Source organism: Streptomyces sp. NPDC101393 (genome assembly GCF_044767385.1).
GTDB lineage: Bacteria > Actinomycetota > Actinomycetes > Streptomycetales > Streptomycetaceae > Streptomyces.
The window spans coordinates 469391-482978 of the sequence record NZ_JBIWNU010000009.1 but is presented as its reverse complement, the minus strand read 5'-3'; the positions used below and the strand labels follow the sequence as shown (position 1 = coordinate 482978).

Annotated in this window: 11 protein-coding genes and 1 pseudogene; 6 read left to right on the top strand and 6 right to left on the bottom strand. The window is 70.2% G+C overall.

What is annotated here, in order from left to right:
• Window positions 1–112 precede the first annotated feature (112 nt).
• Window positions 113–504 (top strand): annotated as a pseudogene (locus ACIRQ7_RS29165) (ArsC/Spx/MgsR family protein).
• On the opposite strand, the gene ACIRQ7_RS29160 reads toward ACIRQ7_RS29165, so the two are convergent.
• Complete coding sequence (locus ACIRQ7_RS29160; protein WP_401470252.1) at window positions 501–695, bottom strand: hypothetical protein; 195 nt, start codon at window positions 693–695, stop codon at window positions 501–503. The pseudogene ACIRQ7_RS29165 and the gene ACIRQ7_RS29160 sit on opposite strands and share 4 nt — an antisense overlap.
• Window positions 696–1370: 675 nt before the next feature.
• On the opposite strand from ACIRQ7_RS29160, the gene ACIRQ7_RS29155 reads away from it, so the two are divergent.
• The gene (locus ACIRQ7_RS29155) at window positions 1371–2537 is read left to right on the top strand and encodes an acyltransferase family protein (protein ID WP_404265605.1); all 1167 of its coding nucleotides are present in this window, start codon (window positions 1371–1373) and stop codon (window positions 2535–2537) included.
• On the opposite strand, the gene ACIRQ7_RS29150 is transcribed toward ACIRQ7_RS29155, so the two are convergent.
• Entirely contained in the window at window positions 2527–3348 is an 822-nt protein-coding gene (locus ACIRQ7_RS29150; protein ID WP_404265636.1) for an ABC transporter ATP-binding protein, read from the bottom strand. The genes ACIRQ7_RS29155 and ACIRQ7_RS29150 overlap by 11 nt on opposite strands.
• Window positions 3349–3646: 298 nt before the next feature.
• On the opposite strand from ACIRQ7_RS29150, the gene ACIRQ7_RS29145 reads away from it, so the two are divergent.
• Window positions 3647–4852, top strand: a complete 1206-nt coding sequence (locus ACIRQ7_RS29145; RefSeq protein ID WP_404265604.1) for a cation:proton antiporter — start codon at window positions 3647–3649, stop codon at window positions 4850–4852.
• A gap of 88 nt (window positions 4853–4940) precedes the next feature.
• Here ACIRQ7_RS29145 and ACIRQ7_RS29140 read toward each other — a convergent pair whose 3' ends face one another.
• The 3 genes from ACIRQ7_RS29140 to ACIRQ7_RS29130 all read right to left on the bottom strand — a co-directional run bounded on the left by ACIRQ7_RS29140 (window position 4941) and on the right by ACIRQ7_RS29130 (window position 7605).
• Complete coding sequence (locus tag ACIRQ7_RS29140; RefSeq protein ID WP_404265603.1) at window positions 4941–6077, bottom strand: PP2C family protein-serine/threonine phosphatase; 1137 nt, start codon at window positions 6075–6077, stop codon at window positions 4941–4943.
• 147 nt (window positions 6078–6224) lie between these two features.
• Window positions 6225–7052 (bottom strand): Fpg/Nei family DNA glycosylase, encoded by an 828-nt coding sequence (locus ACIRQ7_RS29135; protein WP_404265602.1) that lies wholly within the window; start codon window positions 7050–7052, stop codon window positions 6225–6227.
• Window positions 7053–7119: 67 nt separating this feature from the next.
• The gene (locus ACIRQ7_RS29130) at window positions 7120–7605 is read right to left on the bottom strand and encodes a ribose-5-phosphate isomerase (RefSeq protein ID WP_404265601.1); all 486 of its coding nucleotides are present in this window, start codon (window positions 7603–7605) and stop codon (window positions 7120–7122) included.
• 190 nt (window positions 7606–7795) lie between these two features.
• Between ACIRQ7_RS29130 and ACIRQ7_RS29125 the strand changes: the two genes are divergently transcribed.
• Window positions 7796–9265 (top strand): amino acid permease, encoded by a 1470-nt coding sequence (locus ACIRQ7_RS29125; protein ID WP_404265600.1) that lies wholly within the window; start codon window positions 7796–7798, stop codon window positions 9263–9265.
• Window positions 9266–9352: 87 nt separating this feature from the next.
• Here ACIRQ7_RS29125 and ACIRQ7_RS29120 read toward each other — a convergent pair whose 3' ends face one another.
• Complete coding sequence (locus tag ACIRQ7_RS29120) at window positions 9353–9949, bottom strand: biotin transporter BioY (protein ID WP_401470232.1); 597 nt, start codon at window positions 9947–9949, stop codon at window positions 9353–9355.
• Window positions 9950–10258: 309 nt separating this feature from the next.
• Here ACIRQ7_RS29120 and ACIRQ7_RS29115 point away from each other — a divergent pair, with 309 nt between their 5' ends.
• Together ACIRQ7_RS29115 and ACIRQ7_RS29110 are read left to right on the top strand one after the other, a co-directional pair.
• Window positions 10259–11683, top strand: a complete 1425-nt coding sequence (locus ACIRQ7_RS29115; protein WP_404265599.1) for an amino acid permease — start codon at window positions 10259–10261, stop codon at window positions 11681–11683.
• A 293-nt stretch (window positions 11684–11976) separates the two neighbouring features.
• Complete coding sequence (locus ACIRQ7_RS29110) at window positions 11977–13425, top strand: amino acid permease (protein ID WP_404265598.1); 1449 nt, start codon at window positions 11977–11979, stop codon at window positions 13423–13425.
• Window positions 13426–13588 lie beyond the last annotated feature (163 nt).

Below are 13588 nucleotides of genomic sequence, written 5' to 3'. Positions count from 1 at the left end.
CACGAAGGGCCAGGTCAGAGGATATTTCCTCGACCTGGCCCTTCGTCGTTGCGGAGGCACTCGGGCAGGACGCCCCCTTCGCTCGCGGGGCGCGTTTCTCTAAAGTGAGCGCATGGAGATCTGGCTCAATCCCGCGTGTTCCAAGTGCCGTTCCGCCGTGCAGATCCTCGACGAGGAGGGCGCGGACTACACCGTGCGCCGCTATCTCGAGCAGCCGCCGACCGCGGACGAGCTGCGCACCGTGCTGGAACGACTGGGCCTGGAACGTGGGACATCACACGGACCCAGGAGGCCGAGGCGAAGGAGCTGGGGATCGCGGCGTGGGAGCGCACGGACGCCGCGCGGGAGCGATGGATCGCGGCCCTGGCGGACCGTCCCCGGCTGATTCAGCGGCCGATCATCACCGCGGATGACGGATCGGCGCTGGTGGGCCGTAGCGAGGACGCCGTGCGGGACGCGGTGGCGCGGACCGGGGGCGGGCAGGAGCCTGGAGCCGTCGCCTAAAAGGTGATGTTATTGATGGTGTCCGCGATGGAGTTGAGGAATTTGTTAATCGACGGAGCCATGCCCGTCGACGCGAGGAAGAAGCCGAAGAGGATCGCGACGAACGCCGGTCCCGCCTTGATCGACTTCCCTCTGATCAGCACGATCAGCACAATCCCCAACAGCAGCACAACTGACAGCGACAGAGCCACAACTGATCACACCCTTGGTCGGAACGCCTCACCGGCCCATAGGAGCATGCCGCGCACACCCCCCTGGTCCCCATCGTGCCACCAACTCCCTTCCCACTGCAGGCGGGTGGCGAATCATCGGCCAACGCTTTGCCCGATTCATACCCACGGGGGACGCGGAACGTCCGGCCGCGGTACGGGTGTTGCGGAGTTGACGGTTCCGAGTGACCTCGCCCCATAGCGGCGAATTCTCGCCACGGGGCCTGAAACGACCGGCCGGCAAGAGTGTCGTACGCCACGGAATTCGATATTCATGACGTCCGTCACCATGCCTTTCCGGTGGCCTGCGTCACGGGGTTGAGTGGCTCACACGCCGGTCGCGAGTGAATCGTTTGTGCCATTCCCCACCCCTCCGGCCCATGCCGAACGAATCCGGCCCCACGTCACGTGAGCGGACATTCCCTCCGGGACGTTCGCAGGGGAAACCGCCCGACTTAGGCCGTTGTAAGGGGATATAGCACGGCGATGCGGAGGCCTGGGCGGCCGGGCGCAGAAGGCACTTGGCCCGTACGGGGGATCGTTCCGCAGCGATTGCCGGAGTTTATGTGTGCCCTATGCGCGGCGGGCACCTGGGGAAATGCGGAATTGCGCCGAGGCGGTTTTACGCATTCGCCGCCCGCCGCTATCGTGCCTCAGATGTTTCACGCTGCCCCGACACCCCGACGTGAGCTCCCTCCGGCCAACGAGGCCCCGGTTGCGGACCGGACAGCGGGCGCGGCACAACCGTCGGGTGTGCCGGAGCCCCCGCCGGCAGCCGCGCCGAAAGCCGGCCGGGACGCGTTCTTCGACAACGCGAAGTACCTCGCCATCGTGCTGGTGGCGATGGGCCATGTCTGGGAGCCGCTGACCGACAGCAGCCGGACGGCCGAGGCGCTCTACATGACCGTCTACACCTTCCACATGCCGGCGTTCATCATCATCTCCGGCTACTTCTCGCGCAGTTTCGACATGCGCAAGGACCGGCTGCAGCGGCTGGTCACCGGCGTCGCGGTGCCGTACATCCTCTTCGAGACCGCGTACGCCTTCTTCAAGCGGTGGGCGGACAACGATCCCGGGCATCCGATCAGCCTGCTCGATCCGTGGTTCCTCACCTGGTTCCTGGTCGCGCTGTTCATCTGGCGGCTGACCACCCCGCTGTGGAAGATCGTGCGCTGGCCGATCCCCCTCGCCCTGGCCATCGCCGTCCTCGCGTCCGTGTCACCGGACATCGGCGACGACCTGGACCTCCAGCGGGTGCTGCAGTTCCTGCCGTTCTTCGTGATCGGCCTGTGCCTGCGGCCGGAGCACTTCAAGCTGGTGCAGCGGCGAGCGGTGCGGATCGCCTCGCTGCCGATCTTCGCCTGCGCACTGGTGATGGCGTACTGGGCGGCGCCGCGGATGACCTCGGCCTGGTTCTACCACCGCGACAGCGCACAGGAGTTGGGCACCACCTGGTGGATCGGCGCCGTGATGACGCTGGCGCTCTTCGGCTGCTCGCTGGTGATGGTGGCGTGCTTCTACTCCTGGGTACCCAAGCGGCCCATGTGGTTCACGGTGCTGGGCGCCGGGACGCTGTACGGCTATCTGCTGCACGGCTTCCTGGCCAAGGGCTCGCGCTTCTGGGGCTGGTTCGACGACTACCCGTGGCTGCACACGCCGCTCGGCCAGATCGCGGTCACGCTGATCGCGGGGGCCGTGGTGACGGCGCTGTGCACACCGCCGGTCCGCAGGGCGTTCCGCTTCGCGATGGAGCCGACGATGGCCTGGGCGTTCAAGAAGGACCCGGCGGACACGGCGCGGACGCGGGAGCGCGTCAACGCGTGAGCTGACCAGTGGCCGGGGCCGGCTGCCGCCGCGCCGTGAGGTCCGTCATGCGGGAGGTGATCGCCTCAGCGGTGGCGCCCGTCAGCCGGTCGGCGAGCATGCCGTCGGCGAGGATCAGGACGTGGTCGGCCCAGGCGGCGGCCACCGGGTCATGGGTGACCATCACGACCGTCGTACCGAGGGTGTCGACAGCGTTCCGCAGCAGGCCGAGCACCTCGGCCGCGGTGCCGGTGTCCAGGGCGCCGGTCGGCTCGTCGGCGAAGAGCACTTCCGGGTCGGTGACCAGCGCGCGGGCGAGGGCGACTCGCTGCTGCTGACCGCCCGAGAGCTGGCCGGGGCGCCGTCCGGCGTGCTCGTGCAGGCCAACCCGCTCCAGTACACCGGCCGCCCGGTGGCGGTCCGGGCGCTGTCCGGCCAGCCGCATCGGGAGCACGACGTTCTGCTCGACGGTGAGGGCGGGCAGCAGGTTGAACGCCTGGAAGACGAAGCCCAGCCGGGTGCGGCGCAGGATGGTGAGGCGGTTCTCGCCCATCGTGGTGATCTCCGTGCCGCCGAGGCGTACCGAGCCACCGGTCGGGCGGTCCAGGCCCGCCGCGCATTGCAGGAAGGTCGACTTCCCCGAGCCCGAGGGGCCCATGACGGCGGTGAACGAGCCCCGCGGCAGCGCCAGGTCGATGCCGCGCAGGGCGTGTACCGCGCGGGCGCCGCGCCCGTATTGGCGGCGTACACCGCGTAGTTCGACGGCGTAGGGGGCGGCACCTGTGGCCGGGCCTCCCCCGTCCGCGGTGCGGCGTTCACTGCGCAGGCCCATGGTGTCGTCCCCCGTCCTCTCCGGGCGGCCTGGTGCGCGCCCGGTCATGTCACCGAACGTACGGAGGCGGGGCGGCCGGCGGCCATGGCGGCCGCCGGTGGATCGGGGGTGGGGCAAACCCCAGCCACCGCCCCCCGAGGACGGGTCGAGGGCAGGCGGAGGACGGGCCGAGGCGCCTCAGGATTCATTTGGTAAACTAACCATTGACGCTTTCTTGACTCCCCCTTGACCTACTTGCCTGCTCGTCGTAGGCCGCACCGTTGGAGGAGCCATCGGACACGCCCAGACACTCATCGCCATGGGCGGCGCCTTTCTCGCCGCCGCCGTTCTCGCCCGGATCGGCGGCCGGATCGGACTGCCGACCATCCCCCTCTTCATCCTGGCCGGCATCCTGCTCGGCCCGAACACCCCCGGCATCGTGCTCGTCGCCGACCCGCACGACCTGGAGATGCTCTCCCTGCTCGGCCTGGTGCTGCTGCTCTTCCACCTCGGGCTCGCCTTCCATGTGGACGACCTCAAAACGGGCGGCCGGCGGATGGCACTGGCCGGTGCCGCCTATCTGACGCTGAACGTCGGCGCCGGGCTCGGCTTCGGCTTCGCGCTCGGCTGGGGCACCTCCGAGGCGCTGGTGCTCGCCGGGGTGCTCGGCATCTCGTCGTCCGCGATCGTCACCAAGGTGCTGGTCGACACCGGGCGGCTGGGCAATCCGGAGACCAAGCCGATCCTCGGCATCATCGTCGTCGAGGACATCTTTCTGGCCCTCTGTCTGGCCGCTCTCCAGCCGGTGATCTCCGGCGCGGACTCGCTCTCCGCCGCCGCTCTGGACGCCGGCAAGGCCTTCGGCTTCCTGCTGCTGCTCGCGGTCGTCGCCCGCTGGGGCACCCGGATCATCGGCAGGCTCATCGCCACCCAGAACAACGAACTCCTGGTGATCTCCTTCCTGGGCGCCGCCGTGCTGGTCGCCGGGGTCTCCGAAGGGTTCGGGGTCGCCGACGCCATCGGCGCGTTCATGGTCGGGCTGATGCTCGGCAGTACGAGTTCCGGGGAGCGGATCCGCGAGCTGGTGCATCCGTTGCGGGACGCGTTCGGGGCGATCTTCTTCTTCGCCTTCGGGCTGTCCATCGACCCCGGCGATCTGCCCACGGTCGTGTGGCCGGTGCTGATCGCGGTCGCGGTGACGCTCCTGATGAACGTGCTCGCGGGGCTGGCAGCCGCCCGGATCCACCGCTTCGGGCCCCGCCCGGCCGCCAATATCGCCACCGCGCTGCTCGCCCGCGGTGAATTCGCGCTGATCCTCGCGACGATGGCGGCGAGCGCCGGGCTGGACGAGCGGCTGTCCCCCTTCATCGCCGGCTATGTGCTGATCCTCGCCGTGCTCGGCCCGCTGGCCGCCGGCCGCTCGGGCCTGCTGGCGCGCGTCCTGCCGGGCGGGAAGGCGGACGACGGGCCTGCGGACGGGGAGTCGGGGCGCCCGGGTCGCGAGCCGGTCTCGGTGCCCGGCTGAGGCTCCGGTTTCCGGTCCGCTCCCGGCGCTCAAGGCCGGGCCGGACCGGGCAGGGCGCCAACGCGGCGCGCCTGCACGGCGGGTGCGCTCAGGCGTCCCGGCAGATCAGCAGCAGCGCACGGTCGTCGTTGACGTCCTTGGCAACGGTTTCGATCAGATGCCAGGCGGCGCCCACGAAACCGCCGGCCACATAGCGGTCGGCCTCACCGGTCAGCCGGTCGATGCCCTCGGCGATGTCCCGGTCGGCGGCCTCGACCAGGCCGTCGGTGAACATCATCAGCACGTCGCCGGGGCGCAGCCTGCCCTTGACCGGGTCGAACTGGGCGCCGTCATAGACCCCGAGCAGCGGCCCGTCCCCCGACTTCTCCTCCCAGCGGCCGCTGCCGGCGCTGAGCTGAAGGGCCGGCAGATGGCCCGCGGAGAGGAGTTCGTAGTCGCCGGATTCCAGGTCGAGGACGAGGTGGATCGAGGTCGCGAAGCCCTCCTCCCAGTCCTGGCGCAGCAGATAGCCGTTGGCCGCGGGCAAAAAGCCGTGCGGCGGCAGCGAGCCGAGCAGACCGCCGAACGCGCCGGACAGCAGCAGGGCGCGGGAGGCCGCGTCCATGCCCTTGCCGGAGACGTCGGTCAGGACGACTTCGAGGATGTTGCCGCCCTGGGTGCGTGAGGCCACCACGAAGTCCCCGGAGAAGGACTGCCCGCCGGCCGGGCGCAGCGCCATCTCGCGGTGCCAGCCCGCGGGCAGCTGCGGCAACTTGCTCTGTACGCGGATCCGTTCGCGCAGGTCGAAGAGCATCGTCCCGCCGCGCCGCCAGGGCACGCCGACCCGGCTGCGGAACTGCGCGATCAGCAGGCCGAAGAGCCCGACGGCCGCGACGACCAGGACCATGCCGGGCGTGACCCGGTCCGGCCCGGGGCCCAGCAGGGCGGCCTCCACGATCAGCGCGGTCGCCGAACCGGCGTACAGCACCAGGAGGTTGGCGGGCCGCAGCAGCAGACCGCCGGCGATGACCGGGAGGACCAGGGCGGTGGGTGCGATCCAGTCGGGCCGCCAGAGGGTGCCGGCGGCGATGGCGGGGATGGAGAGGAGCAGAGCGGCCAGGGCGATCCAGTCGGAGCCGTCACCGCGGAAGTAGTCGACGCCCGCCTTGCGCACGGCGATTCGGGCCCGGTGTGCACACTTGTGCATCCGGGCCGTCAGGGGTTCCGTTCCCGGTCCGCTCGTCATTGCTCTGGGACCTTATCCACCCGTTCGGCGGCGCGTCGATTCGCCGGCCACCCACTTGGGCAATTGCCGGGAATTCATGTTCGAAATACGGGCGCGCGGCCGGAGAGTGTCCTGTCGGCGGGGGCAGAGGGCGGCGGAATTCCGGGTTCAGTCCCGGCCGCCGCCCGTCACCGGCTGGCAGACGGGGCACCAGAAGAGGTTGCGGGCGGCGAGTCCGGCGGTGCGGATCTCGGCGCCGCAGACATGGCAGGGCCTGTGGGCGCGGCGGTAGACGTACACCTCGCCACCGTGGTCGTCGACCCGCGGCGGGCGGCCCATCGCCTCCGGCAGGTGCTCGGGACGCACGGTGTCGATGCGGTTGTGCCGGACGCCCTCACGCATCAGGAACACCAGGTCCGCCCAGATGGCGTCCCATTCGGGGCGGGTGAGGTCGCGGCCGGGGCGGTAGGGGTCGATGCCGTGCCGGAAGAGGACCTCGGCGCGGTAGACGTTGCCGACGCCCGCGATGACCTTCTGGTCCATGAGCAGTGCGGCGATCGTCGTACGGCTGCGCGCGATCCGCTGCCGGGCCCGCTCGCCGTCGTGCTCGGGGCGCAGCGGGTCGGGGCCGAGGCGTTCGTGTATCGCCTGCTTCTCGGCGTCGGTGATCAGCGCGCAGGTGGTGGGGCCGCGCAGGTCGGCGTGGTGGCGGGAGGTGGCCAGGCGCAGCCGGACGGTGTCGGTGGGCGGCGGCGCGGGGGCCTCGCCGAAGCCGAGCTTGCCGAAGAGGCCGAGGTGGATGTGGATCCAGCGGTCCGGGCCGAAGCCGAGGAAGAGGTGTTTGCCGTGTGCCTCGGCGCCGTCCATGACCTGGCCGTCGACGAGCGCCGCACCGTCCGTGAACTTCCCCTGGGGGCTGCTGACGCGTACCGGCTCGCCCTCGAAGCGGGCCCGGTGATCCAGCGCGAGGCGGTGGATCGTATGCCCCTCGGGCACGGTGGTTCCTCCATGGGGGCGCCCGCCCTCCCCGGCTGCGGGGTGGGCGGGCGGCGGCTCGGGCGGGTCAGCCCTGCGGGTGGTGGGCGGGGATGGCGGGGAGTTCGCCGGTGGTCTCGTACGCCGAGAGCATGTCGATGCGGCGGGTGTGCCGCTCCTCGTTCGAGTACGGCGTGGCGAGGAAGATCTCGATGAACTTCGTCGCCTCCTCCTCGGTGTGCATCCGGCCGCCGACCGAGAGGACGTTGGCGTTGTTGTGCTCGCGGCCGAGCTTCGCGGTCTCCTCGCTCCAGGCCAGCGCGGCCCGTACGCCCTTGACCTTGTTGGCGGCGATCTGCTCGCCGTTGCCGGAGCCGCCGATGACGATGCCGAGGCCGGCCGGGTCCGCGGCGGTCCGCTCGGCGGCACGCAGGCAGAACGGGGGATAGTCGTCCTGGGCGTCGTAGAGGTGCGGGCCGCAGTCGACGGGGTCGTGGCCGTTGGCCTTGAGCCACTCGACGAGGTGGTTCTTGAGGTCAAAACCTGCATGGTCGGAGCCGAGATACACGCGCATGGCAAGAGTGTGGCACGGCGGAGCACCGTGCACGCCGTGGGGGCTTCGTACAAATGGCGGGCGGATGGCTGCGGGTCTTCTTACATCTGAACAGGAACGACAACGATCCGGATTCGGATCTTCCTAAGGGGTCCGGAGGAACGTTCTAATGCGGGGACTCGCAACCGAGAACCACTGAAGGACGGTGCACATGGGCGCGCACCCGCCTACCACCAAAGCGGTCCCCACCACAGGAACCCCCAGTGGCGGACCCACCGGGGGAGAACCTCAGGACGGGCTTCAGGCCGGTCTCAAGAACCGTCACCTGTCCATGATCGCCATCGGCGGCGTGATCGGCGCGGGCCTGTTCGTCGGCTCCGGCGCCGGTATCTCGGCCGCCGGGCCGGGCATCCTCCTCTCCTACGCGCTGACCGGCCTGCTGGTCGTGCTGGTGATGCGGATGCTGGGCGAGATGGCCGCGGCCTCCCCCACTTCGGGGTCGTTCTCCGCGTACGCGGACCGGGCGCTCGGCCGCTGGGCCGGCTTCACGATCGGCTGGCTCTACTGGTTCTTCTGGTCGGTCGTGCTGGCCGTCGAAGCGACCGCCGCCGCCGCGATCCTCACCGGCTGGGTCCCGGCCGTCCCGCAGTGGGCCTGGGCGCTGCTGGTGATGGTCATTCTGACCGGCACCAACCTGATCTCGGTCGGCTCGTTCGGCGAGTTCGAGTTCTGGTTCGCCGGGATCAAGGTCGTGGCGATCGTGATCTTCATCGTGGTCGGCGCGCTGGCGATCTTCGGGCTGCCGCCGGGCGGTGAGGCCGTCGGTACGGAGAATCTGACCGGGCACGGCGGATTCCTGCCGCACGGGCCGGGGGCGATCCTCTCCGGCATGCTGCTGGTGGTCTTCTCCTTCATGGGCAGCGAGATCGTCACGCTGGCGGCGAGCGAGTCGCCGAACCCGGTGCAGGCCGTCCGCAAGGCCGTCAACAGCGTCATCTGGCGGATCGCGATCTTCTACATCGGCTCGATCGCGGTGATCGTCACGCTGCTGCCGTGGAACGACCCGTCGGTGATCAAGAGCCCGTACGTGGCCGTGCTGAAGTCGCTGGACATCCCGTACGCGGGCACGGTGATGGACATCGTGGTGCTGACCGCGGTGCTGTCCTGTCTGAACTCCGGGCTCTACACCGCTTCCCGGATGGCGTTCTCGCTGGGTGAGCGCGGCGATGCGCCCAAGGCGTTCAAGAAGGTCAACAAGGGCGGGGTGCCGGCGATCGCGATCCTGGCCTCGGTCGCCTTCGGCTTCGTCGCGACGATCTTCAGCTACACGTCGAAGGACACCGTCTTCCAGTTCCTGCTGAACTCCTCCGGCGCGGTGGCGCTGTTCGTGTGGCTGGTCATCTGCTTCTCGCAGCTGCGGATGCGCCGGGTCATCGAGCGGGACATGCCGGAGCGGCTGACGGTGCGGATGTGGCTGTACCCGTATCTGACGTACGCGACGATCGCGCTGATCATCTTCGTCATCGGCTACATGTTCTACGACGAGGACGGGCGCAAGCAGATGGTGCTTTCGGTGGTCGCCGCCGTCGTCGTGCTGGCCGTCGGACTGATCCTGGACCGGCGTCGGCCGCGGGAGCAGGCCGCCACGGAGGCCGCCCCGGAGGCCGCCAAGGCCGAGTAGCGGCACACGCAAGAGAGGGCGGGCCCGCACCATCCCGGTGCGGGCCCGCCCTCGTGTTCTTCCGGTTGTTCTTCCGGCACCCGGCCGTCAGCCGCGGCGGCCCGCCAGCTTCCAGGCCGTGGGCAGCGCGCCCATCGCCAGAGCGGCCTTGAGCGCGTCCCCGATCAGGAAGGGGACCAGCCCGGCGGCGACCGCCTCGCCGAACGACATGCCGGTGCTCAGCGCGAGGTAGGGCACGCCGACGGCGTAGATGAGCGCGGTGCCGGCGGCCATCGTGGCGGCGGTGCGCAGCACCCCGCGGTCCCCGCCCCGGCGGGCCAGCGCGCCCACGGCGGTGGCGGCCAGCAGCATGCCCAGGACGTAGCCGAAGGTGGCGCCGCCGGCGCCCGACGCGCCGCCCGCGAACCACGGCATGCCCGCCATGCCCGCCAGGGCGTACAGCGCGAGCGAGAGCAGCCCGCGGCGCGCGCCGAGCGAGGCGCCGACCAGGAGGGCAGCGAAGGTCTGGCCGGTGACCGGGACCGGGGAGCCGGGGACCGGGACGGCTATCTGGGCCGCGATGCCGGTGAGCGCGGCACCACCGAGCACCAGCGTGGCGTCGCGGACGCGGGCGCGGGAGGCGGTGGCGGCGGGCAGCAGATCGGCGAGGACCGCACCGGGACGGGAGAGGGCGGCAGTGCTCATCGGTACTCCGCAAGGTGTGAGAGGGATCCGGACAGGAGGGACGCGACGACGTTAGTCGAAGCACACGGCCGTCGATCAGCGGGTACGAGGACAAAGCCGCCGCGGCCCGCTTGGAGAGTTCCGTGCAACGGCCAGGATGCCGGGCCTCGTTGGGATGCCCCGCGCCTTTCCCCGCCACGTGATGCTCATCACGGGCGATGCCCCTGCAGAGCGTGCGTTTTGTGGTAGCGCGCGGCATCCGGGGAAACTGGCTCCGCCCCGCGGAGACCTGTGGAGTTCCCCCAAAGCACCTTGCGAGAGTACGAGCCCATGCACGATGCACCGACCCCCACCGGGAAGACCGCCCTCGGTGAGGGCGCCGGCGAACGAGAGCCGCTGTCCGGCGGGCTCAAGCAGCGCCATCTGACCATGCTCGGGCTCGGCGGGGTGATCGGCGCCGGACTGTTCGTGGGCTCCGGTGCGGGCATCGCGGTGGCCGGACCCGGCATCGTGCTCTCGTATCTGATCGCCGGTGCGCTGGCCATGCTGGTGATGCGGATGCTCGGCGAGATGTCGGCGGCGATGCCGGCGTCCGGTGCGTTCTCGGTGCACGCGGAGCGGGCGCTGGGCCGCTGGGCCGGTTTCAGCGTCGGCTGGCTGTACTGGTTCCTGCTGGTCGTGGTGCTCGCCGTGGAGGCCACCGGGGCGGCACAGATCGCCGGCGGCTGGGTGCCCGCCGTCCCGCAGTGGGGCTGGGTGCTGATCTTCATGGTCGTCTTCACCGTGGCCAACCTGGCCGCCGTCAAGAACTTCGGCGAGTTCGAGTTCTGGTTCGCCACGCTCAAGGTCACCGCGATCGTGCTCTTCCTCGTCCTGAGCGTGCTCGCGGTCTTCGGCGTGCTGCCCGACACCCACCCCGTCGGCCTGGCCAACCTCACCGGCCAGGGCGGGTTCCTCCCCAATGGCTGGTCCGGCGTCGTCTCCGGCGTCCTCGCCGTGGTCTTCGCCTTCGGCGGCCTGGAGGTCGTCACCATCGCGGCGGCGGAATCGGACGATCCGGCGCGCGCCGTGGGCCGTGCGGTGCGCAGCGCGGTCTGGCGCATCCTCTTCTTCTACGTCGGCTCGATGCTGGTCATCGTCACCCTGCTGCCCTGGTCGTCGATGCAGCCGGGCAAGAGCCCGTACGTCGCGGTGCTGGACAGCATCGGGGTGCCGGGCGCCGGACAGATCATGAACATCGTGGTCTTCGTGGCGCTGCTGTCGGCGCTGAACGCCAACCTCTACGGCTCGTCGCGGATGGTGTTCTCGCTCGCCGAACGGGGCGAGGCGCCGCGCGCGCTGCTGAAGGTGTCCGGCGGCGGGGTGCCGCGCCGGGCCGTGCTGGCCTCCGTCGCCTTCGGCTTCGTCTCCGTCCTGCTGAATCTGAAATGGCCGGATTCGGTCTTCCTCTACATGCTCAACGCGGTCGGCGCCGTGCTGCTGTTCGTCTGGGGCCTGATCGCCGTCTCCCAGCTGCGGCTGCGCCCGCGCATCGAGCGCGAGGCGCCGGCGACGCTGACCCTGCGCATGTGGGCCTTCCCCTACCTGACCTGGGCGGCGCTGGTCGCGATGGCAGGGGTGCTGGTGCTCATGCTCACCGACGCCACGGCCCGCCCGCAGCTGCTGTGGTCCGCCGGGGCCACCGCCGCGGTGCTGCTGGTCGCGGGCGCACGCGAACTGCGGGCCCGCCGCGCCGGCGGCGGCCGGCGCCCCTGAGGCGGACCTCACACCGCGTCGCATTCGACGATGTATCGGACACTTACGGTGACGATCGCGTCTGAATACCGAACATTCGCTGCATGACTGTTGCCCTGAGCGGACACCGGCACCCAAACTGAGCGCGCTTCAGGAGGACCCCGGAGTTGAGCCGTCGGCAGTTCCTGCGCGACCAGCTGTCCCGGCGGGGGTCCGGGGGCCAGGGGGGCCAGGCAGCAGCACCGCACTGGTCGCGGCCCCGGGAGAACGCTGTATCGCCCCACTTCGCTCTCACATACTGGGACAGGTACGACATGAATCGGACACCCTCGTCCGCCGCTCCCGCGCAGACCGACGCGGTCCCGGGCACAGGTCAGGACAACGGCTCCCCGCTGTCCAACGGCCTCAAGCAGCGCCACCTTTCGATGATCGCCCTCGGCGGCGTGATCGGGGCGGGCCTGTTCGTCGGCTCCCGCGAGGGCATCGCCGCCGCCGGCCCCTCGATCGTGCTCGCCTATGCGATATCCGGCGGCCTGGTCATGCTCGTGATGCGGATGCTCGGCGAGATGGCCGCCGCGAACCCCGCCTCCGGCTCCTTCTCCGTGCACGCCGAACGCTCCATCGGCCGCTGGGCCGGCTTCACCGTGGGCTGGATGTTCACCGCCCTGCTGTGTGTGGCGGTGGCCGCGGAGGCGCTCGGCGCCGCGGACATCATGACCGCCTGGTTCCCGGGCAGCGAGCCCTGGATGTGGGTGCTGCTGTTCATGGTGATCTTCACCGGTACGAACCTGGCCGCGGTCAGCAACTTCGGTGAATTCGAGTTCTGGTTCGCCGCCCTGAAGGTCGCGGCGATCGGCATCTTCCTGGTCCTCGGCCTGCTCGCCATCTTCGGCGTCCTCCCCGGCACCGACGCACCGGGCGCCTCCCACCTCACCGGTGACGGCGGCTTCCTCCCCAAGGGCGTCGACGGCCTGATGGTCGGCCTGCTCGCCTCGGTGTTCGCCTACGGCGGGCTGGAGACGGTGACCATCGCCGCCGCCGAGTCCAAGGACCCGGTCCGCGGCGTCGCGCGCGCGGTACGCACCGCCATGTGGCGCATCGCCCTCTTCTACGTCGGCTCGATGGCCATCATCGTCACCGTCATCCCCTGGAACGACTCCTCGATCGCCAAGAGCGGCCCCTACGTCGCGGTCCTGGACTACCTGGACATCCCGGCGGCCGGCCAGATCATGAACGTCGTCATCCTGGTGGCCCTGCTGTCCGCGATGAACGCCAACATCTACGGCTCGTCCCGGATGGCCTTCTCGCTGACCTCCCGCGGCCAGGGCCCCAAGTTCCTCAACCACGTGAGCGGCGGGGTGCCGCGCCGTACGGTGCTGGTCTGCTCCGCCTTCGGCTTCCTCGCGGTCCTGCTCAGCTTCTGGTGGCCGGACACCGTCTTCCAGTGGCTGCTCAACATGGTCGGCGCCGCCGTCCTCGTCGTGTGGGGCTTCATCGCCGCCGCCCAGCTGCGGATGCGCCGCCGGCTGGAGCGCGAGGCGCCCGAGAAGCTCGTCGTGAAGATGTGGGCCTTCCCCTACCTGACCTGGGTGGCCCTGGCGGGCGTCGTGGTGGTGCTGCTGCTGATGCTGCGCGATGAGAACCAGCGCATCCAGCTGCTGTTCACCGGCGGGTTTGCAGTGATCCTCACGCTGATCGCGCTCATCCGGCAGCGGCGTGCGCCGCAGGGTGCCGAAGCGGCCGCGGAGGCACCGGAAAAGTAAGGCAAGCCTCACCTCAACTCCTCGCGACACAAGGCGGGGTGGGACCTCGGACCGGGGTCCCACCCCGCCTCCGTCTTTTGGACGAGGCCGGGCCCCGCAACCGGCCGGTGATCAGTCCTGCTGGTAGCGTGCTCTTGCAAATGAGACGCAATAAGAAGTCGTA

Bases quoted from the DNA above. Each gene is read 5' to 3' on its own strand.
- ACIRQ7_RS29150 (WP_404265636.1), bottom strand. From the start codon at position 3,348: ATGGGCCTGCGCAGTGAACGCCGCACCGCGGACGGGGGAGGCCCGGCC.
- ACIRQ7_RS29125 (WP_404265600.1), top strand. From the start codon at position 7,796: ATGGGCGCGCACCCGCCTACCACCAAAGCGGTCCCCACCACAGGAACC.
- ACIRQ7_RS29145 (WP_404265604.1), top strand. From the start codon at position 3,647: ATGGGCGGCGCCTTTCTCGCCGCCGCCGTTCTCGCCCGGATCGGCGGC.
- ACIRQ7_RS29110 (WP_404265598.1), top strand. From the start codon at position 11,977: ATGAATCGGACACCCTCGTCCGCCGCTCCCGCGCAGACCGACGCGGTC.
- ACIRQ7_RS29155 (WP_404265605.1), top strand. From the start codon at position 1,371: ATGTTTCACGCTGCCCCGACACCCCGACGTGAGCTCCCTCCGGCCAAC.
- ACIRQ7_RS29140 (WP_404265603.1), bottom strand. From the start codon at position 6,077: ATGACGAGCGGACCGGGAACGGAACCCCTGACGGCCCGGATGCACAAG.
- ACIRQ7_RS29120 (WP_401470232.1), bottom strand. From the start codon at position 9,949: ATGAGCACTGCCGCCCTCTCCCGTCCCGGTGCGGTCCTCGCCGATCTG.
- ACIRQ7_RS29130 (WP_404265601.1), bottom strand. From the start codon at position 7,605: ATGCGCGTGTATCTCGGCTCCGACCATGCAGGTTTTGACCTCAAGAAC.
- ACIRQ7_RS29115 (WP_404265599.1), top strand. From the start codon at position 10,259: ATGCACGATGCACCGACCCCCACCGGGAAGACCGCCCTCGGTGAGGGC.